Origin of the sequence: Pseudomonas sp. 22072, from assembly GCF_052046095.1 — a bacterium.
GTDB classification, from domain to species: domain Bacteria; phylum Pseudomonadota; class Gammaproteobacteria; order Pseudomonadales; family Pseudomonadaceae; genus Aquipseudomonas; species Aquipseudomonas paracarnis.
In genome coordinates, this window is sequence record NZ_JBQEQE010000001.1 from 144,761 (window position 1) to 162,825 (window position 18,065).

At 61.3% G+C, this 18,065-nt stretch carries 15 protein-coding genes; 9 read left to right on the forward strand and 6 right to left on the reverse strand.

What is annotated here, in order from left to right:
- Window positions 1-81 precede the first annotated feature (81 nt).
- Genes ACTJLA_RS00695 through ACTJLA_RS00720 form a run of 6 tightly spaced genes read right to left on the reverse strand, consistent with a single transcriptional unit; the run spans window position 82 to window position 5,759 of the window.
- The gene (locus ACTJLA_RS00695) at window positions 82-1,014 is read right to left on the reverse strand and encodes a phosphatidate cytidylyltransferase (RefSeq protein WP_034129176.1); all 933 of its coding nucleotides are present in this window, start codon (window positions 1,012-1,014) and stop codon (window positions 82-84) included.
- Window position 1,015: 1 nt separating this feature from the next.
- Entirely contained in the window at window positions 1,016-1,636 is a 621-nt protein-coding gene (locus tag ACTJLA_RS00700) for a lysophospholipid acyltransferase family protein (RefSeq protein WP_034129175.1), read from the reverse strand.
- 9 nt (window positions 1,637-1,645) lie between these two features.
- Window positions 1,646-2,089: a hypothetical protein gene (locus tag ACTJLA_RS00705; protein WP_054896098.1), complete on the reverse strand. Its 444-nt coding sequence runs from the start codon at window positions 2,087-2,089 to the stop codon at window positions 1,646-1,648.
- On the reverse strand, window positions 2,079-3,377 hold the full coding sequence (locus tag ACTJLA_RS00710) for a phosphatase PAP2/dual specificity phosphatase family protein (RefSeq protein WP_440840603.1): 1,299 nt from the start codon (window positions 3,375-3,377) through the stop codon (window positions 2,079-2,081). The genes ACTJLA_RS00705 and ACTJLA_RS00710 overlap by 11 nt, the downstream gene beginning before the upstream one ends.
- A 2-nt stretch (window positions 3,378-3,379) precedes the next feature.
- Window positions 3,380-5,128, reverse strand: a complete 1,749-nt coding sequence (locus ACTJLA_RS00715; protein ID WP_072445677.1) for a bifunctional alpha/beta hydrolase/class I SAM-dependent methyltransferase — start codon at window positions 5,126-5,128, stop codon at window positions 3,380-3,382.
- A gap of 10 nt (window positions 5,129-5,138) precedes the next feature.
- Window positions 5,139-5,759: a CDP-alcohol phosphatidyltransferase family protein gene (locus ACTJLA_RS00720; protein ID WP_057975210.1), complete on the reverse strand. Its 621-nt coding sequence runs from the start codon at window positions 5,757-5,759 to the stop codon at window positions 5,139-5,141.
- Between the two features lie 433 nt (window positions 5,760-6,192).
- Between ACTJLA_RS00720 and ACTJLA_RS00725 the strand changes: the two genes are divergently transcribed.
- The 9 genes from ACTJLA_RS00725 to cfaB all read left to right on the forward strand — a co-directional run bounded on the left by ACTJLA_RS00725 (window position 6,193) and on the right by cfaB (window position 18,032).
- Window positions 6,193-8,715, forward strand: coding sequence for an RHS repeat-associated core domain-containing protein (locus ACTJLA_RS00725; RefSeq protein WP_314547384.1), 2,523 nt, complete (start codon window positions 6,193-6,195; stop codon window positions 8,713-8,715).
- 134 nt (window positions 8,716-8,849) lie between these two features.
- Complete coding sequence (gene hflK, locus ACTJLA_RS00730) at window positions 8,850-10,775, forward strand: protease modulator HflK (protein ID WP_440840604.1); 1,926 nt, start codon at window positions 8,850-8,852, stop codon at window positions 10,773-10,775.
- A 9-nt stretch (window positions 10,776-10,784) separates the two neighbouring features.
- Complete coding sequence (hflC, locus tag ACTJLA_RS00735) at window positions 10,785-11,786, forward strand: protease modulator HflC (protein WP_161793234.1); 1,002 nt, start codon at window positions 10,785-10,787, stop codon at window positions 11,784-11,786.
- Window positions 11,783-12,817 carry a protease modulator HflK gene (gene hflK, locus ACTJLA_RS00740; protein WP_003195796.1) on the forward strand — a complete coding sequence of 345 codons (1,035 nt, stop codon included), beginning with the start codon at window positions 11,783-11,785 and terminating at the stop codon, window positions 12,815-12,817. The genes hflC and hflK (ACTJLA_RS00740) overlap by 4 nt, the downstream gene beginning before the upstream one ends.
- Window positions 12,814-14,700: a cation-translocating P-type ATPase gene (locus tag ACTJLA_RS00745; protein WP_057975212.1), complete on the forward strand. Its 1,887-nt coding sequence runs from the start codon at window positions 12,814-12,816 to the stop codon at window positions 14,698-14,700. Before hflK (ACTJLA_RS00740) ends, ACTJLA_RS00745 begins: the two co-directional genes overlap by 4 nt.
- Window positions 14,701-14,816: 116 nt before the next feature.
- Window positions 14,817-15,068 (forward strand): BufA2 family periplasmic bufferin-type metallophore, encoded by a 252-nt coding sequence (bufA2, locus tag ACTJLA_RS00750; RefSeq protein WP_003195792.1) that lies wholly within the window; start codon window positions 14,817-14,819, stop codon window positions 15,066-15,068.
- Between the two features lie 67 nt (window positions 15,069-15,135).
- Window positions 15,136-15,981, forward strand: coding sequence for an MNIO family bufferin maturase (gene bufB / locus ACTJLA_RS00755; protein WP_034134115.1), 846 nt, complete (start codon window positions 15,136-15,138; stop codon window positions 15,979-15,981).
- Window positions 15,972-16,760 carry an HvfC/BufC N-terminal domain-containing protein gene (locus tag ACTJLA_RS00760; protein WP_054896093.1) on the forward strand — a complete coding sequence of 263 codons (789 nt, stop codon included), beginning with the start codon at window positions 15,972-15,974 and terminating at the stop codon, window positions 16,758-16,760. Before bufB ends, ACTJLA_RS00760 begins: the two co-directional genes overlap by 10 nt.
- Before the next feature lie 87 nt (window positions 16,761-16,847).
- Window positions 16,848-18,032, forward strand: coding sequence for a C17 cyclopropane fatty acid synthase CfaB (gene cfaB, locus ACTJLA_RS00765; protein ID WP_014720571.1), 1,185 nt, complete (start codon window positions 16,848-16,850; stop codon window positions 18,030-18,032).
- The last annotated feature ends 33 nt before the right edge of the window (window positions 18,033-18,065 follow it).

Consider the following 18,065-nt stretch of genomic DNA (forward strand, 5'->3'; position numbering starts at 1 on the left):
GCATCTGTTACTGCACTACCGCTTTCGCAGGCAAGCCAGCTGCCACATTTTGATCTCCATCGGGTTTGAGAAAGGGGTGGGTCAGGTCCACCAGTAGCGCACGAGATGAAAGAAGATCGGCGCCGCAAAGCACACCGAATCCAGCCGATCCAACATCCCGCCGTGTCCTTCGATCATGTGCCCCCAGTCCTTCACACCGCGGTCACGCTTGATCGCCGACATCACAATCCCTCCCGCAAACCCCAGCAAGTTGATCAGCAGCGCGATCAGAAACGACTGCCAGGGATTGAACGGTGTGGTCCACCACAGCGCCGCGCCGATCAAGGAGGACAGCAGAATTCCGCCCACAAACCCTTCCACGGTTTTCGAAGGCGACAGGTTGGGCGCGATCTTGCGTTTGCCGAACAGCTTGCCGCACACGTACTGCAATACGTCCGACAGTTGCACCACGATCACCAGATAGGCGATCAGCAGCAGGTTGCGGCCTTCGTAGCCCGGTATGTCCAAGGTCAGTAGTGCCGGGACGAAAGACACGCAGAACACGGCGATCATCAGCCCCCATTGCACCTTCGATGCCCGTTCCAGAAAGTGCGTACTGTCGCCGCCCAGGGAGGCGAGGATCGGCAGCAGCAGGAACACGTACACCGGGATGAAGATCGAGAACAGCCCGTACCAGTCGGCGTAGATCAGCAGGTATTGCAGCGGCAGGGCCAGGTAGAACGCGGCCACCAGGGCCGGGTAGTCGCTGCGTCGGGTGGGCGTGAGGGTGAGGAACTCGCGCAGGGCGTAGAACGACACCGCGTAGAACAGCAGGATCACCGCGCCGGTGCCGAGCCAGAACGCGATGCCGATCACCACCACCATCACCCACCAGGCGTTGATGCGGGCGTTGAGGTTGTCGATCACGGCATTCGGGCTGCCACGGGTGCGCAGCTTGAGGATCAGGCCGATCAGCGAGGCGATGACCAGGATCGCGCCGATGCCGCCAAATAACATCAGGGTTTGGCTATCCATCTCAGGAATGCTCCGGGGCAAGGGCGAGCAGGGCGTCGCGGCTGCGGGCAAGGAAGTCGGCTTTGTCTTCGCCTTCTTCCAGTTGCAGGGGGGCACCGAAGCTGGTGGTGCATAACAAGGGCAGTGGCAATACGCGGCCCTTGGGCATAACCCGGTTCAGGTTGGCTATCCACACCGGGACCAGCTCGGCCTGTGGGTAACTCTTTGCCAGGTGGTACAAACCGCTTTTGAACGGCAGCAAGCCATCCTCCAGATTGCGCGTGCCTTCGGGAAAAATGATCAGCGAATCGCCGCCCTCCAACGCCGCAAGCATGGGCTGCAATGGGTTGTCCACAGGGTCCTTGCGCTCACGGTCGATCAGCACGCCATTGAACACTCGATTGATGATGTAGCGGCGCAGCGCACTCTTGTTCCAGTAATCACTGCCAGCCACCGGGCGTGTGAATTTGCGCAGGTTCTGCGGCAGTGATGCCCACACCAGGACGAAGTCGCCGTGGCTGCTGTGGTTGGCGAAGTAGATCCGCTGCACCGGGACCGGCGCGCACCCCAGCCACAGGCTGCGGGCGCCAGTGACGGTGCGGGCCATGGAAGTAATCAGCGTGGCGACCACGGGTTCGAACATGGGAATTCCTTATCCGGCGAAAGGTAGCCAAGGGCTGGCGAGAATGACGCCCAGGGTCAACAGCGCTTGCGCGCCCAGCAGCCAGGCTTGTTTACGCAGCAGTTTGAGGGCGCCGCGACGGCGTTCAGTCCATGGCCGACCGGCTCGCTTGGGCGATTGCAGGCCAAGGGTTTGCAGGGCCTGGTCCAGGTCTGGCGTGCGGGTGGTGTCGCGAGCGAGCAGGGCGAACAGGTCGGCGTCAAAGGCCACCCGCAGCGCCCAATACTTTTGCAGCAGGCCCAGCACGATCATCCACAGGGCCAACAGCAGACAAATGGTGGAAATGCTGGCCAACAGCAGCTGGGCGAGGCCAAACAGCACGCCTAGCAGCGTCAGGCCTGTGGATAACTGATCCAGGGAGCGGCCGCGGCGCAACAGGCTGGCGACGACCTGGAGTTCCATATCAGCAGGCATTTGGCAAACCCTCCAATGCTTGACGGTGTTCGGGGTGCAGGACCACATCGGCCCGCGCTGTACGAATAATAGCCAGCGCTTGCTCAACCGTGGTGGCTCGCCCCGTGTTCAACAGCCAGGCGGCGACGGCGGTGGCGCTGCGTGAGTAACCGAGGGCACAGCACACCAACAGGGGGCCGCTCGCTTGCAGGCGTTCAATGGTGTGGGCCGCTTTCAAGCATGCGTCGGGGGTTGGGGCGATCAGGTCCAGCACGGGCACGCAGGCGTAAGCACGGCCCTGTGGATTAATCGGCAGTTCGGCGCATAAGTCGACAATGGCCTTGAATGAACCCAGCTCGCGGGTGGCAGGAATACGCCCGAGCCAGACGTTATCCACAATCGGATCGGCCTGAGGATGTTTGCGCGTCCACAGCCGCGAATTGATCCAGGCGCCCGCCAGATAAGGTGCATATAACCAGCGTGCCGCAGGCGTAAGGTGGCCATCCTCACGTTTTTGAAAGCCCGACGCGCCGAGTACGAGGTAGTTGGCCGTGATCAACCCCAGAGAAACCGCAGGCCATAGCAGCCACAGGCAAGCGCCACCGCATAAGCAGGCCAGCACTGTCAGTATCACTGCGCCCAGCCCATAGCGTATCCCTAGCCGCCATCGTTGGTTATCCCGCGTCAGCCGTGCATTCAGTAAGGGGCTCGGGTGCTCCATCGGCCATAACCACACGCACAACCACCCCGCGAGGGCGCCTGTGGGTAAGTCGATAAAGTGATGTTGATAAGTGGTCAGCACCGAAACCCCGATTAGCGCGAACCAGCCGTGCACCACCCAACGCCAGAATCCTTGAGTATGCCGTTGGTACATCACCCACAGGATCACCAGCAGCGCGATATGCAGCGAAGGCGCCTGGTTGAAGGGCTTGTCAAAACCGGCCAGCACCGCAAACAACCAACCGAACACACCGTCCAGTTCCGGCCGCTCAAACGTGAAGCGCAGTGGCCAGATCAGGAAGCAACTCACGGCTATCACCTGCGCACTCAGCAGGCGCAGCGCATGCTGTTTGAGCTCATGACGCGTGTTGGGTAGCAGCAACGAGAAGCCGTAAAGCAGGTCGATGGACCAGTAGGGCACGATGGTCCATGCCCAGAACGGCATGTGTGTTTCCCAGCCGAACACCAGGGTGCCGACGTCGCTGCGCTGGCTGGTGACCCAGGTGGCGAAGCCGTAGGTGCTGAAAAACAGCGGTGCCAACAGCAGCAGCCAAAGCATCGCAGGTTTCAATAAACCGGTTTCGCGCATGTTCAGATCTTCTGTGCCAGGGACACGGTGAAAATGCCCCACTCATCCACGCGCTGGGTGATCTTGCGAAAGCCCGCTGCTTCGACGAGTTGGTCCATTTCCGCCTGGCTGCGCCGGCGCATCACCCAAGCCTGACCCTGACGGTGGCTGGTAAGCGCACGGGCAATCAGCTCCAACTGCGGGTGCCACGGTTGGCCGGTGTAGACCAGGTAACCACCTGGCTCCACGGCTTCGGCCAGGCCCGCCAGTGAACCGCCGACCATGGCGTTATCGGCGAACAATTCGTACAGGCCAGACACCACGGCCAGGGACGGCTTGGGGTCGAGGGCGGCCAGGTCGGCGCGGTCGAACGCGTCGCCTTTGACGAACTGGGCGATGTCCCCCAAACCCTTTTCGCGAATCAGCGCGCCACCGTCGCGCACATTGATATCGCTGTAGTCGCGCAGCAGGATCGACTCCGGCAACGGCGAGACGCCCTGCAAGGCTTCAAGAATGTAACGGCCGTGGCCGGCGGCGATATCGACGATACGGACTTCGCGGTGATCATCACGCAGCTTGGCCATGGCCAGGCGCAGCAGCTCTTCGACGTTCAGCTTGCGCTGGCGAATACCACGCCAGCCGATGGAATTGAGGTAGTTGGTATCGATCATCCGCCCCAGCCCGCCCTTGCCGGTAGGCTTATTGCGATACACGTAGTCCAGGGTGCTGCCGGAATCGAAGCCGGTGTCGAAGCCCAGCTTCACCCCATCCGACAGGTTCTTGCCCAAGCCCATGCTGGCGCGGGTCATGCGCCAGTACAGGTCGCGCAGTGAATTGCGTGGCAACGGCGCGGCGAGGGATTCGGATTCGGCGCACGTGGCGCCAAGTTTGTCTGCATCCAGTAAAGAAGCGCGGTCCAGCGGGTGGGCGAAGTTCTGCAAGATAAAGCGCTTGGCGCTGCTCACAGCCACGGCGCGATCACGTTCGCCGAGGGTGTCGTGAAAAAAGCCGGGGAGGATATGCAGCTCTTTTTTAAGGCTGCCGAGGCGGTCGAAGAACTGCTGCTGGGGTTTACGGTGCACCACAAAGTCGGAGCCCGAAATAAGCAGTTGGGTCGGCACCTGGATCGCCTGGGCGTCGGCGACAACCCGGGCGGCCGCTTCGTAAAGGCCCAGCAGCACATTCACCGAAATGGCCTTGGTGATCAGTGGATCGCTGTCGTAGGACGCCACGCGTTCGGGGTCATGGCTGAGGAACTTGGCCTTGACGTAGCTGTTGACGAAAAAGTTGCCACGAAACTTGCGCATCAGTGCCAGGCCGGGGCGGGCGAAGGGCACGTACAGCTTGACCTTGAAGGCTGGCGAGGCGAGCACCAGGGCGCGGATTTTTGGCGCGTAATCATGAACCCAGGTGGCCGCGATCACCGCGCCGACGCTTTGGGCGATGACGGCGATGCCTTCCTCCTCGATGCCGTAGGTGGCATTGATGTGGTCACAGAAAGTCTGCACATCGCGGGCGCTGGTGGCAAAGCTGGGGCTGTCGCCGCGCTCGCCTGGGGATTGGCCGTGGCCACGGGCGTCCCAGGCGAAGAAGTCGAATTCAGGCAGGCCCAGTTCATCCACCAGGTGGGCAATACGCCCCGAGTGCTCATGGCCGCGATGGAACAACAGGATCGCCTTGCGCGGCCCGACACCTGCCGTGGCCGGCCAGTGCCGATAGAAAAGCTCGACGCCATCATGGGTACTGAAGGTGTGCTGTTGCTGTTCGCGCATCGCAAAATCCTTATGCAGAAGGGAGAGATTGTTGTTCTTTGAGGCCCTGACGCACCCGGTTGACCAAGGTATAGGCGAGCAGGGCGGCGACCAGCCACATCACCGCCTCCACCCAACCGGCGCCGAGCCAGCCCAGCGCCACGCCCGTGGCCAGCACCCCGAGCACGAACGCCCGATCACTCTTGCCCATGGGCCCGTCATAACGGCGCGACGCGCCCACCATCGGCCCCAGCACTCCGGCGTATTCGCTGAATACCGCAAGCAGCGTCACCAGCAGCACCGGCGCCAGGCTCATATCGGGGATCAATGCAAAGGGCAGGATCAGCGCACTGTCGGCGATCACATCGCACAATTCATTGAGGTAAGCACCGAGGCGCGACTGTTGGCCGAATTCCCGGGCCAGCATGCCATCGATGGCATTGAGCGCCATGCGCACAATCATCCACAGCGGGATCAGTGCAAACAGCCAGAGGTGTTGGGCAAAGCCCGCGATCAACAGCCCCACCAGCAGGGAAACAACCCCGGCCAGCACGGTGATCTGGTTGGCGGTGGTGCCGTTGTCATAAAGGCGCTGCACGAGAGGCCGCAGCAGGTTTTGAAAACGCGGTTTGAGTTGGTAGATGGAAATCATGGGGGGTGGCGCTTCCTTGTCCGTGAACCCGCGAAAAACTGTCTGAAGTGTGCCGACTAATCGCAGCCGACACCAGTGATGGCTCGTGTTTATAGGGGATTAGTCACGCTCTTGAGCATAATCAATCACCGCTTGTGGGAGCGTCCTATGGGGCCTCAACAGCAGGTGATCGAGTTCGTGTCTATAGTTACATCTCTACACACGCAGAGGGTCGCAAATGTCTTCGACTTTGCACCGACAGACACCGACTCTGAGGGTGACAGACGCACGTAGGTTGCAAGTAGCGGTCGTTGCGTATCACCGACAGACATTAGACGAGGCACTGCAGGCACGTACCGAAAGGTATTCGCGCGATGTCCTTGGTCGAGTGCATGCACAATGGGACACGCGATTGTGGGCAACGGGTGGTGAAACAGGGGAGCCCAACCAAGTTATGACCCATAGTCTGTCGGGCCAGCTGTTGCGTGTTGAAAGCGTAGATGCGGGCTGGCGTGTCAACCTTGTGGGCGACGCAGCTCAAACGCTGCATAGTTGGGATGGGCGGGGTACTGTCCGGCGGGTGTGCTATGACTCCCAAATACGTCAGGTTAGTGTGAGCGAAGAGTCAGCGACCACTCTCCAGACCTTCGTCGAGCGGCTGACGTACGGATCATCGACTGAAATGGGCAATCGTTGCGGTCGGCTGGTTCGGCATGACGATGGGGTCGGCAGCCAGGTTTTTGTCGATTACGGTTTGCTGGGGCACGTTGCAGGCCAGACTCAACAGTTTCTCAAGGCATTGGTACCCGCGGATTGGCCTGAGTCTTTGGATGAGCGCGACGCGTTATTGGAGACAGATCACCAAGGCGCGGCAATGCGGTATCTCACGCAATGGCATCACGATGCGTTGAATCAGTTGCTCCGCCAAACCGATGCGTTGGCGAATGTGCAGAGCCATTGCTACAACGTGGCGGGTGAACTGGTTCAATCCAGTCTGACTGAGGATGGAAAACCGGAGCAATTGCTGCTCAGCGCGGTCCGCTATAACGCTTGTGGTCAAGTCGAATCCCAGCTGGCGGGTAATGGTGTCATTTCCCGGCCCGGCTACGACGCCCGCAGTGGGCGACTATTAAGACTGAACACAATCCGGCAGGATAAAGTACTCCAGGACCTACATTATCAGTGGGACCCCGTGGGTAACCTGCAATGCTTGGAGGACCGGGCACAACCAACCCAATGGTTTGATTCTCAACGAATTGTCCCCGTTAGCACTTATCGCTACGACACGCTTTACCATTTGATTGAGGCCACCGGACGGGAAAGCGTCCTGGCCGGCATTCAGCCTGGCCTGCCCGGTGTTGTACTACCAGGAGGAGGTGACGCGAGTCGGTTGCGTAACTACACGCAGGTTTACACCTATGACCTCGGCGGAAATCTAATTACGCTCAAGCATGGCAGCGAACCCTTGCGCATGATGAAGACAGCCGAGCGTAGTAATCGAAGCATGTACATGGCCGATGAGATGAATCCACCGGATTTAGCCAATGGGTTTGATGCAAACGGCAACCTGTTGATGTTGGACGGCGCGCAGAGGATGACATGGGACGCCCGTAATCAATTGCACCAAGTCACCCAGGTGCTGCGCAAGGCGGGGCCTGCGGATAACGAACGGTATTTCTACCATGGCACTGGGCAGCGTGGACGCAAGGTACGAGTGTGGCAGGCAAAGTCTGTTGAGCATGTGGCCCAGGTCATGTATCTGCCGGGTTTGGAGATACACAGCGATACGGCGACGGGAGAAGTCCTGCATGTCATCAGCGTGGCGGTAGGGCGCAGTCAAGTTCGACGGTTAAACTGGCGAGCGAACGGTCGCAAGAGACCACCTGTCCCACAGTGGCGCTACAACGTTGATGACCATCTGGGCAGCGTTGCGTTGGAACTCGATGAATATGGCGACGTGATCAGTCATGAGGGGTATTACCCCTTCGGTGGTACGGCGTGGTGGGCGGTCAGAAGTCAGACTCATGTTAATGGCAAGACCATCCGTTATTCAGGCCAAGAGCGGGATGCGACCGGATTGTACTATTACGGTTCGCGTTACTATGCGCCATGGCTGATGCGCTGGATCAACCCGGATCCCTCGGGCGAAATCGATGGGCTGAATCTGTATCGAATGGTCCGAAATAATCCGCTCCGGTATCGAGACCACGATGGCAGGGCTCCGGAAGTCGCCGACGACTATTCGGATAATTCCCCCAGTGCCCATGTTCCGGCTTATCGACAGAATCCAGAGACATTCCGGCGTCGTGACGTGGATGCTCACGTCGCCGCCGAGCGCCGGGACGCCGTGGAGAGGAGCATGACTCACCGTATGTATGGCGAGCACCGCGTTGAGTCTACTTACACGTCTGCTTCAATCCCAGGCAGGTATCGGTTCAGAAACGAATTCTTGCCCGGCCGCTGGCGCTTGATGGAAAACTACCGTGCGCCAGTAGAGGGGCCCAATGCTACCGACGTTACCTGGCATCAGTATGAAATGATTTCAAGGCATAACAATTTTTACGGTGTTTTACCGCAAGCCATTGTGCGCTGGAACGTTCAAAACAATGAGGCTCTGCTTGCTACGCAGCAGCAGGAAGGCATGCTGGAGCGGTTTTTGGCCAGTGAGGGCAATGGCCGTTCAACTCAGAGAATCATGACTGCTTTCGGCCTGCGTGCTACGGGTATCACGCGACAGGAAGTTTACGATTATCAACTGGGGGCGGACGTTGACATCATAGAGGTTCATGTCGAGCCTCAGCCTGTTCTCGAACCCGCTCCGATGGTTAGGAGCCCGTCCCTGGAGGCTTTGACTCGAGCAGTAGAGCGAGACTTGCGCCGTGCGGCGCGCAACCCTGTCTCACGGGTTGCCCATCGTGTTTGGCGAAACATGCGTAGAGTCATTCAAGGTAGCAGTGCCCGACGTGCCCTGAGGTAACCCTGTGAAGGCCGGACAGCCGACGGATATTTTGCGAGTGCTCCTCGATCTAAATGTGCGAACGGGGTTGAGAACAAAAATTTCACGCTTCGTGTTATATCGTAACGAATTGTGTGCAAGTGGGCGTTGAGCAGATGCAAGTGGATCTAGAGGCTGACGGGGCTTCGGTTGAAGGCCTCGCGCGTTTTCAGCAGGGGCTGTTCCACGCCCGTCGATTGCGCCAGGCCGGTATCGGCCTGACAACCCTGGCCCTCAGTGGTTGGATATTGGCGCTGTTCGTAGCGTTGTTTGCACCCGTGTCGATCTGGCCGGTGGTATTGATCAACTGCGCGTCGGCCTTGCTGCTGCTGGTGGCCGGCTTGCAGTCGGCCTGGTGGGTGGCCGATTGGCGTGCCCAGGCGCTGGAAGTGCCGCGCGGCGAAGCGGTCGAACAATCCATCGAGCCCACACCCTGGCATAAGGGCCTGATCAACCGGTTCGGCAACGGCCTGTTGGCGCAGATTGGCGCACCGGTGCTGTGGTTGGGCGGCTGGTCGTTGCTGGCACTGGTCAGCATCCTGCAGTTCTGGAACCTGGGCTTGCCCGCTGCTGCCATCGGGCAATCGGCAAGTATTGGCGCAGCGCTCGCATTGGCCCTGGCGTTTGGCCTGCTGGTATTCGAACGCCGCCTGGCCCAGGAAACTGCCGCCCAATGGCCGGAAGCCTCGCAACTGGCGCAGTTGAGCCGGATGGCAATTATCTGCCTGGTGCTCAGCGCGATCTGCCTGCTGTTTGCCAATGCGGAGTCGGTGTGGCCGCTGCGCCTGGCGACACTCGTCGGCCTGTTGCCGGCGCTGGTGGCGCTGGAGTTCCTGCTCAGGGGCGTGCTGTCGCTGTTCAGCCCGCGCCAGCCGCGTCTCGAACCGCGCCTGATGGCGCAGAGTTTTATCGCCGGCCTGCTGCGTTGGCCGCCGCAACCCTTGCTGGCGTTGCAGCATGAACTGCACAACCGTTTTGGCATCGACCTGCGCCAGATCTGGGCCTTCACTTACATGCGCCGAGCGTTTTTCCCGGTGTTGCTGGTGGTGCTGGCGGTAGGTTGGGCGCTGACCGGTGTGCATGAAGTGCCCCTGCAAGGCCGTGGGATTTATGAGCGTTTTGGTAAACCGGTCGAGGTGTTCGGCCCCGGGCTGCATGCGGGTTTGCCGTGGCCGTTGGGCCGCGTACTGAATGTTGAAAACGGCGTGGTGCATGAGCTGGCGACCAGCGTCAGTGACGCCGCCACACCGCAGTTGGCCGCAGCCGAAGGCCCGGCGCCGTTGATCGCCAACCGCCTGTGGGACGCCAGCCATGTGAATGACAAATCCCAGGTTATTGCCAGCAGCAGCGGCGACAAGCAGGGCTTCCAGATAGTCAATATGGACGTGCGCTTTGTCTACCGCATCGGCCTCACCGATCAGGCCGCGCTTGCCGCCACCTACCACAGCGCGGATATCCCGACCCTGATCCGCAGCACCGCCAGCCGCATCCTGGTGCACGATTTTGCCTCGCGCACCCTGGATGAATTGCTCGGGGAGGAGCGCACCAGCCTCGCCGACGAGATTGGTCGCAGCGTGCAAGCCGACCTGCAAACCCTCGACAGCGGCGTGGAAATTCTTGCCACGGTGGTCGAGGCGATCCACCCGCCGGCCGGTGCCGCCAACGCTTACCACGGTGTGCAAGCCGCGCAGATCGGCGCCCAGGCTTTGATCGCCCGTGAACGCGGTGCCGCCAGCGAACAGACCAACCAGGCGCTGCTTCAAGCCAGTACCGCCCGCGATCAGGCCCAGGCCAGTGCCCGCGAAGTGAATGCCGGCGCCCAAGCAGCGAACCTGCGCTTTGCCGCCGAACAAAAAGCCTACGCCGCTGCGGGCCAAGCCTTCGTGCTGGAACAGTACCTGGGCCAACTGAGCCAGGGCCTGGCCCAGGCCAAGCTGCTTATTCTGGATCATCGTTTGGGTGCCGACAGTGCGCCGACGATCGATCTACGTTCTTTTACCTTGCCCGCCGACCCGTCGGCGCCGCGCAAAGCCGTTCAATAAGGAGTTCGTCTGTTGAGCGCTCATTCCCACGATCATGATCACGGTCATCACCACCATCACGGCCACCACCATCACCATCACGGCGATGAGCAGGCGACCGGGCCTTTTCCCTGGCGGCGCATGGCGTGGGCGGTGTTGCTGGTGCTGTTTGCCGTGGCAGCGGCGAGCCTGGTGCAAGTGCGTTCCGGCGAGGCCACGGTGATTACCCGCTTCGGCAACCCTGCGCGCGTGCTGCTGGAGCCGGGCCTGGGCTGGCGCTGGCCGGCACCGTTCGAAGCAGCGATCCCGGTGGACCTGCGCCTGCGCACTACGTCCAGCGGCTTGCAGGATGTGGGCACCCGCGATGGCTTGCGGATTATTGTGCAGGCCTATGTGGCGTGGCAGGTGCAGGGCGATGCCGACAACGTGCAGCGTTTTATGCGTGCGGTGCAGAACCAGCCGGATGAGGCGGCGCGGCAGATTCGTACCTTCGTCGGCTCGGCGTTGGAAACCACGGCGGCCAGTTTTGACCTCTCCAGCTTGATCAATACCGACGCCAGCCAAGTGCGCATTGCCGATTTTGAAGCGCAGTTGCGCCAGCAGATTGATCAACAATTGCTCACCACCTATGGTGTGCGCGTGGCGCAGGTCGGTATCGAGCGCTTGACGTTGCCGTCGGTGACCCTCACCGCCACGGTTGACCGCATGCGCGCCGAGCGTGAAACCATCGCCACCGAACGCACCGCCGTGGGCAAGCGCGAAGCGGCGCAGATCCGCTCCGCTGCCGAGCGTGATGCGCGCATCATGCAGGCCGATGCCACTGTGAAAGCCGCCGACATCGAAGCGCAGTCGCGGGTTGAAGCCGCGCAGATTTATGGCCGCGCCTACGCTGGCAATCCGCAGCTGTACAACCTGCTGCGTTCGCTGGATACCTTGGGCACGGTGGTCACGCCGGGGACCAAGATCATCCTGCGCACCGACGCCGCGCCGTTTCGCGCCCTGGTGGATGGGCCGAAGGACCTGCAGCCATGAGCGAGCCTGAAAGCCCGGACAGCCCGTGGATCCAGGCCGGGCGCCTGACGTTCCTGGCACTGTACGCGGTCACTGTATTGGCGGCGTTGGCCTGGGCCTTTTCCAATGTGCGCCAGATCGACCCGCAGAATCGCGCCGTGGTCCTGCATTTTGGCGCCCTCGATCGCATTCAGAACGCCGGATTGTTGCTGGCTTGGCCGCAGCCTTTCGAACAAGTCGTCCTGCTGCCAGCGGCCGACCGGGTGATCGAACGGCGGGTGGAAAACCTGCTGCGTTCCGATGCGGCGCTGCAGGCCGATCGCGTGGCCAGTTTCGCCACCCCCTTGAGCGATGCCCTGGCCGGCTCCGGCTACCTGCTGACCGGCGATGCCGGGGTGGTGCAGTTGGACGTGCGGGTGTTCTACAAGGTGACCGAACCCTACGCCTTTGTGTTGCAGGGCGACCACGTGCTGCCGGCCCTGGATCGGCTGGTGACACGCAGCGCCGTGGCCCTCACCGCTGCGCGGGATCTGGACACCATCCTGGTAGCCCGCCCGGAACTGATCGGCAGCGACAATGGCGCCGCCGAACGGCGTGAGCGGCTGCGCGGCGACCTGGTGCAAGGCATCAACAAACGCCTGGCGGAGTTGGCGGCCAGCGGCTTGGGGCTGGGTATCGAAGCCACCCGCGTCGATGTGCAATCGAGCCTGCCTGGGCCTGCGGTGAATGCGTTCAACGCGGTACTGACCGCCAGCCAGCAAGCCGATAAAGCCGTGGCCAACGCCCGCACTGAAGCGGAAAAACTCACCCAGACCGCCAACCAGGAAGCTGATCGCCAGGTGCAAGTCGCCCATGCCCAGGCCAGCGAGCGCTTGGCCAATGCCCAGGCGCAGACCGCTACCGTTGCCAGCCTGGCCCAGGTCAAAGATCCCGGTTTGCTGTTGCGTCTGTACCGTGAGCGCTTGCCGAAGATTCTCGGCCAGGCCGGTTCAGTGACCACCGTCGACCCCAAAGACGACTCCCGCTTGATCATCCAGGGAGCCGAACAATGAGCGCACCCATGCTGACCTCTGCCGAACAGCGCAGCGCTGCCCGGCAATTGACCTTGGCGATGCTCGCCCTGGGCTTGCTCGTGCTGGGCCTGGTGTGGCGCTGGCTCGCGCCCGACCAGAGCGGCGTCAGCCAGTTGCTGCTGGGCGTGGCATCCCTGCTGGTGGCGGTGCCGGTGATGCGTTCAGCCTGGTACAGCCTGCGCTTTCCAAGCCTGCACGGCATCACCGACCAATTGATCGCCCTGGCCATGCTCGGCGCCTGGGCCACCGGTGATCTGCTCACCGCCGCGTTGCTGCCGATCATCATGATCTTTGGCCATGTGCTGGAAGAGCGCAGCGTGATTGGCTCCCAGGAAGCGATCCATGCCCTGGGCAAACTCACCCGCAGCCACGCCCGCCTGGTGCAGGCGGACGGCAGCATCACCGAAGTGGATAACGGCACCTTGAACACCGGCGATATCGTCGAAGTGCGTGCCGGTGACCGCGTGCCGGCCGATGGCGTGGTGTTGTCCGGCCAGGCGAGCCTGGACACGGCGCCGATCACCGGCGAGTCGGTGCCGTTGGAAGCCAGCGTGGGCGTGCAGGTGTTTGGTGGGGCGATCAACCTCGATGGCCTGCTGCGCCTTGAGGTCACGCGTACCGGCAACGAATCGACGTTGGGCAAAGTCATTGCGCTGATGCAGAACGCCGAGCGTTCCAAGCCGCCGATCACCCGGCTGCTGGAGCGTTACGCCGGCAGCTACATGGTGCTGGTGTTGCTGCTGGCAGCCGTCACCTGGTTTGTCACCAATGACGCCCAGGCGATGCTCGCGGTGCTCGTGGCAGCGTGTCCCTGTGCTTTGGTGTTGTCGGCACCGGCCACGGCGATTGCCGGGATTGCCGTGGCGGCGCGCCATGGCATCCTGATTCGCAGCTCGGCGTTTCTGGAAGAACTCGCCGACCTGACATCGCTGGTGGTCGACAAGACCGGAACCCTGACCTTTGGCACCCTGCGCTTGCAGTCCATCGAGACAAGCGCGCCGGATCGCCAAAAGCTGCTGAACCTGGCGGCCAGCCTCGGTTCGGCAAGCAGTCATCCGGTCAGCCGAGCGTTGGCGGGGTTGGCGACCCAGGAGCAGATGCGGGTGCTTAGCGACATTCGCGAGCGTCAGGGCCTGGGCGTGGTCGCCCAGACCGAGCAGGGCGAAGCGGCGCTGGGACGGCCGGAGTTGTTTGAACAGTTGGGCATCGTCACCACCGCCGTGCCCACCCATGATGGCCCGATTGCCGGGCTGGCGTTGAACGGCGAGTTCCTCGCCTGGCTGCTGTTGGCCGACAGCGTCAAACCCGAAGCGCGCCAGGCCCTGCAAGAGCTGCGTGACTTGGGCCTGGGCCGCCAACTGCTGCTGACCGGTGACCGCCAAAGTGTGGCCGATAGCCTGGCGCTGGACGTGGGCATCAGTGATGTCGAAGCCCAAGCGCTGCCGGAAGACAAGCTCAACCGCGTGTTGGGCGAAATCAGCAGTGGTTTCAGGCCAATGGTGGTGGGCGACGGCATCAACGACTCCCTGGCGCTCAAGGCCGGCGTGGTCGGCGTGGCCATGGGCGCGGGCGGTGCGGACATCGCCCTGGCCTCGGCGGACGTGGTGTTGATCGGCAGCGACTTGCGCCGCCTGGGCACCTGTGTGCGCTTGAGTCGCCAGTGTCGGCAGACGTTGCAGGTCAATGTGATCATTGGCTTGGGCTGGACACTGGCCATTGTGGTGTTCGCCGCATTTGGCTGGCTGGGGGCGGCGGGCGCGATGATCGCGGCGGTGCTGCATAACCTCAGCACCTTGCTGGTATTGGGGAACGCCGGGCGTTTACTGCGCTTCCAGGAGCCGCTGTTGAAACTCGACGAATAATTTCAGAAATATTTGCTCACGGCTGTAACGCCGACAGGAGGCCTCACTCTAGTGCTGTGTCGAGACTGAACAATCCGTTCGGACCGGCTCCACTACTGATCATGAGGAATACAACAATGAGCATTAAATCCGCTGCTGCTGGTGCCGCCCTCGCAATGGCCGCTGCTTCTCTGTTCGCGGGTGTGGCCACCCAGGTACAAGCGGCAGACGCCACCGTTCACTGCTACGGCGTGACCTCCTGCAAAGGTATGAACGACTGCAAAACCAAGGACCACGCGTGCAAGGGCCAGGGCGAGTGTAAAGGGATGGGCTTCAAGGCCATGACCAAATCGGCCTGCGACGCCGCTGGCGGTAAAGTCGGCGAGTAACCGGCAAACAAGTGCAACCGCGGCGGCTGCCTGCTACCGCTGCGGACACTTTGCCCTGGAGTGAGTCATGTCCGCGTCCCTTCCAAGTCTGGGTTACGGCCTGGGTTTACGCAGTGAGTACTACCACCAGATTCTAGAACAGTCGCCGGCCGTGGATTGGTTCGAAGTGATCTCCGAGAATTACTTGGTGCAGGGCGGCAAGGCCTTGTACTACCTGGATGCGATAGCCGAACGTTACCCCTTGGTGATGCACGGTGTGTCGTTGTCCATCGGCGGGCCACATGCCCTCGATACGGATTACCTGAACCACATCAAACAGCTCGCAGAGCGCATTCAGCCGGCGTGGATTTCCGATCACCTGTGCTGGAGCCGTGGCAGCGCGCACCAGTTACATGACTTGCTGCCCCTGCCTTACACCGAAGAAAGCCTCTACCACGTGGCCGGCCGCGTGCGTCAGGTGCAGGACGTCTTGCAACGGCCGCTGGTGCTGGAAAATGTCTCAAGCTACGTGCGTTCCAAGGCGGATGAATTCACCGAGTGGGAGTTCCTCAACGCCTTGGCCCACCTGAGCGGCTGCCAATTGCTGCTGGACGTCAACAACGTCTACGTCAGCGCACGCAACCATGGCTTTGATGCCTGGACGTTCATTCGCAACCTGCCACCCGAAAGCATTCGCCAACTGCATTTGGCGGGGCATATGGACTATGGCGACTATGTGGTCGATACCCATGACCATCCAGTGTGCGACCCGGTGTGGGCGCTGTATCAGCAAACTTTGGAGCATTTGGGCCCGGTGTCGACCTTGCTGGAACGCGATGACCATTTTCCGCCCTTCGAAGAGTTGCTCACCGAGTTGAACAAAGCCCGTGAGTTGGGTGCCAGCGCCTTGGCCCGGAGAGCGTTATGCGCCTGATCGACTGGCAGTTGGCGTTTGAACAGCATCTATTATCCGAAGCGCCCGCGGCCAGCAGTGGCTTTGCCGCCACCTTGCTGGGAGGGCCGACGTTGGATGTGGACACCGGCCTGGCGATTTACCACAACGCCTATCTGTCGCGACTGCAAGAGGTGCTGCGCCATGACTTCGGTGCCATCTGGTATTGGCTGGGAGATGAGCAGTTTTGCTCACTGACCGAGGCCTACATCCGCCGTTATCCGTCGGCCCATTACAGCGTGCGCTGGTTGGGCGAGCGCTTTGCGATGTTTATCGTTGAGCATTTGATGGCTGCGCAAAGTGCGCCTTTGGCTGAGTTGGCACGCCTGGAGTGGGCGTTCACCTTGGCGTTTGACGCCGCCGAAGGGGAGCCGCTGACCTTGAATGACATGGCGCATTTGGCGCCTGAAGACTGGCCCACCTTGCAGGTTGCGCTGGCGCCTTCGGTGCAGCAGCTGCTTTGCCGTTTCAACACGGTGGCGATCTGGCGAGCCAGCAAGGATGAGTCGGATTTCCCCGGCAGCCAGGCGCTGGAACCGGCGCAAATCTGCCTGGTGTGGCGCAACCAGAACCGCTGCCACTACCGCAGCCTGGAAGCCGCTGAAGCCTGTGCGCTGTCGGGCATGGTGACCATGGGCTGGAATTTTTCAGAACTGTGTATTGAGCTGGCGGTCACTTATTCAGAGGGGGCGTCGCTGCAAGCGGCCACTTGGCTGAAACAGTGGGTCCAGGAAGGTTTGCTCGAGCGCCGAGCGCCATAGCAGGGGAGCTATTCATTCGATAGCTTCCTACTTTGTTTGGCATGGTCTACCCTCACAGCAGACGTCTGAAACAAGGGGGGACTACTCATGCTCGCGCAACTTCCACCGGCCTTACAGAATCTTCAGCTACCGCTGCGTCTTCGACTCTGGGACGGCCATGAATTCAACTTGGGCCCTGAGCCCAGCGTCACCATCGTGGTCAAGGATCCCACGGTTGTATCCAGGCTGACCCATCCAACGCTCGACTCACTGGGCGAAGCCTTTGTCGAGGGCAAGCTGGAGCTGGAAGGCTCCATCACCGAAGTGATCAGGGTATGTGACGAGTTGAGTCACGCCTTGGTCGATGACGACGAGGAGAGTCGTCCGGTGCGCTCGATTCACGACAAGGCCACCGACGCGGCGGCCATTTCCTACCATTACGACCTGTCCAACGAGTTCTACCAGCTATGGCTGGACCAGGACATGGCCTACTCCTGCGGTTATTTCGAAACCGGCAGCGAGTCGATCGACCAGGCCCAACAAGACAAATTTCGCCACCTGTGCCGCAAGTTGCGGCTGCAGCCGGGTGAATATCTTTTGGATGTGGGCTGCGGCTGGGGCGGGTTGGCGCGCTATGCCGCACGTGAGTTCGGGGTCAAGGTGTTCGGCATCACCTTGAGCAAGGAACAACTGGCGCTGGCCAAGGAGCGGGTGAAAGCCGAAGGCCTGGAAGACCAGGTCGACCTGCAATTACTCGACTACCGCGACCTGCCCCAGGACGGCCGTTTCGACAAAGTGGTAAGCGTGGGCATGTTCGAACACGTCGGCCACGCCAACCTGGCGCAGTACTGCCGGACCCTGTTCGGCGCGGTGCGTGAAGGTGGTCTGGTGATGAACCATGGCATTACCGCCAAGCACACCGATGGCCGCCCCGTAGGCCGTGGCGCCGGCGAGTTTATCGAGCGCTACGTGTTCCCTAACGGCGAACTGCCGCACCTGGCCATGATGACCGCCGAGATCAGTGAAGCAGGGCTGGAAGTGGTCGATGTCGAAAGCCTGCGTATGCATTACGCCCGCACATTGGACCATTGGAGCGAACGTCTGGAAGACAACCTGGAAGCAGCGGCGAAGATGGTACCGGAACAGGCGCTACGCATCTGGCGGCTGTACCTGGCTGGCTGCGCTTATGCGTTTGCCCGAGGCTGGATCAATCTGCACCAGATACTGGCAGTGAAACCCCATGCCGATGGCGGGCATGAACTGCCGTGGACGCGGGAAGACCTCTACCGCTGATCACGCTCAAAACCGTAGGAGCGAGCTTGCTCG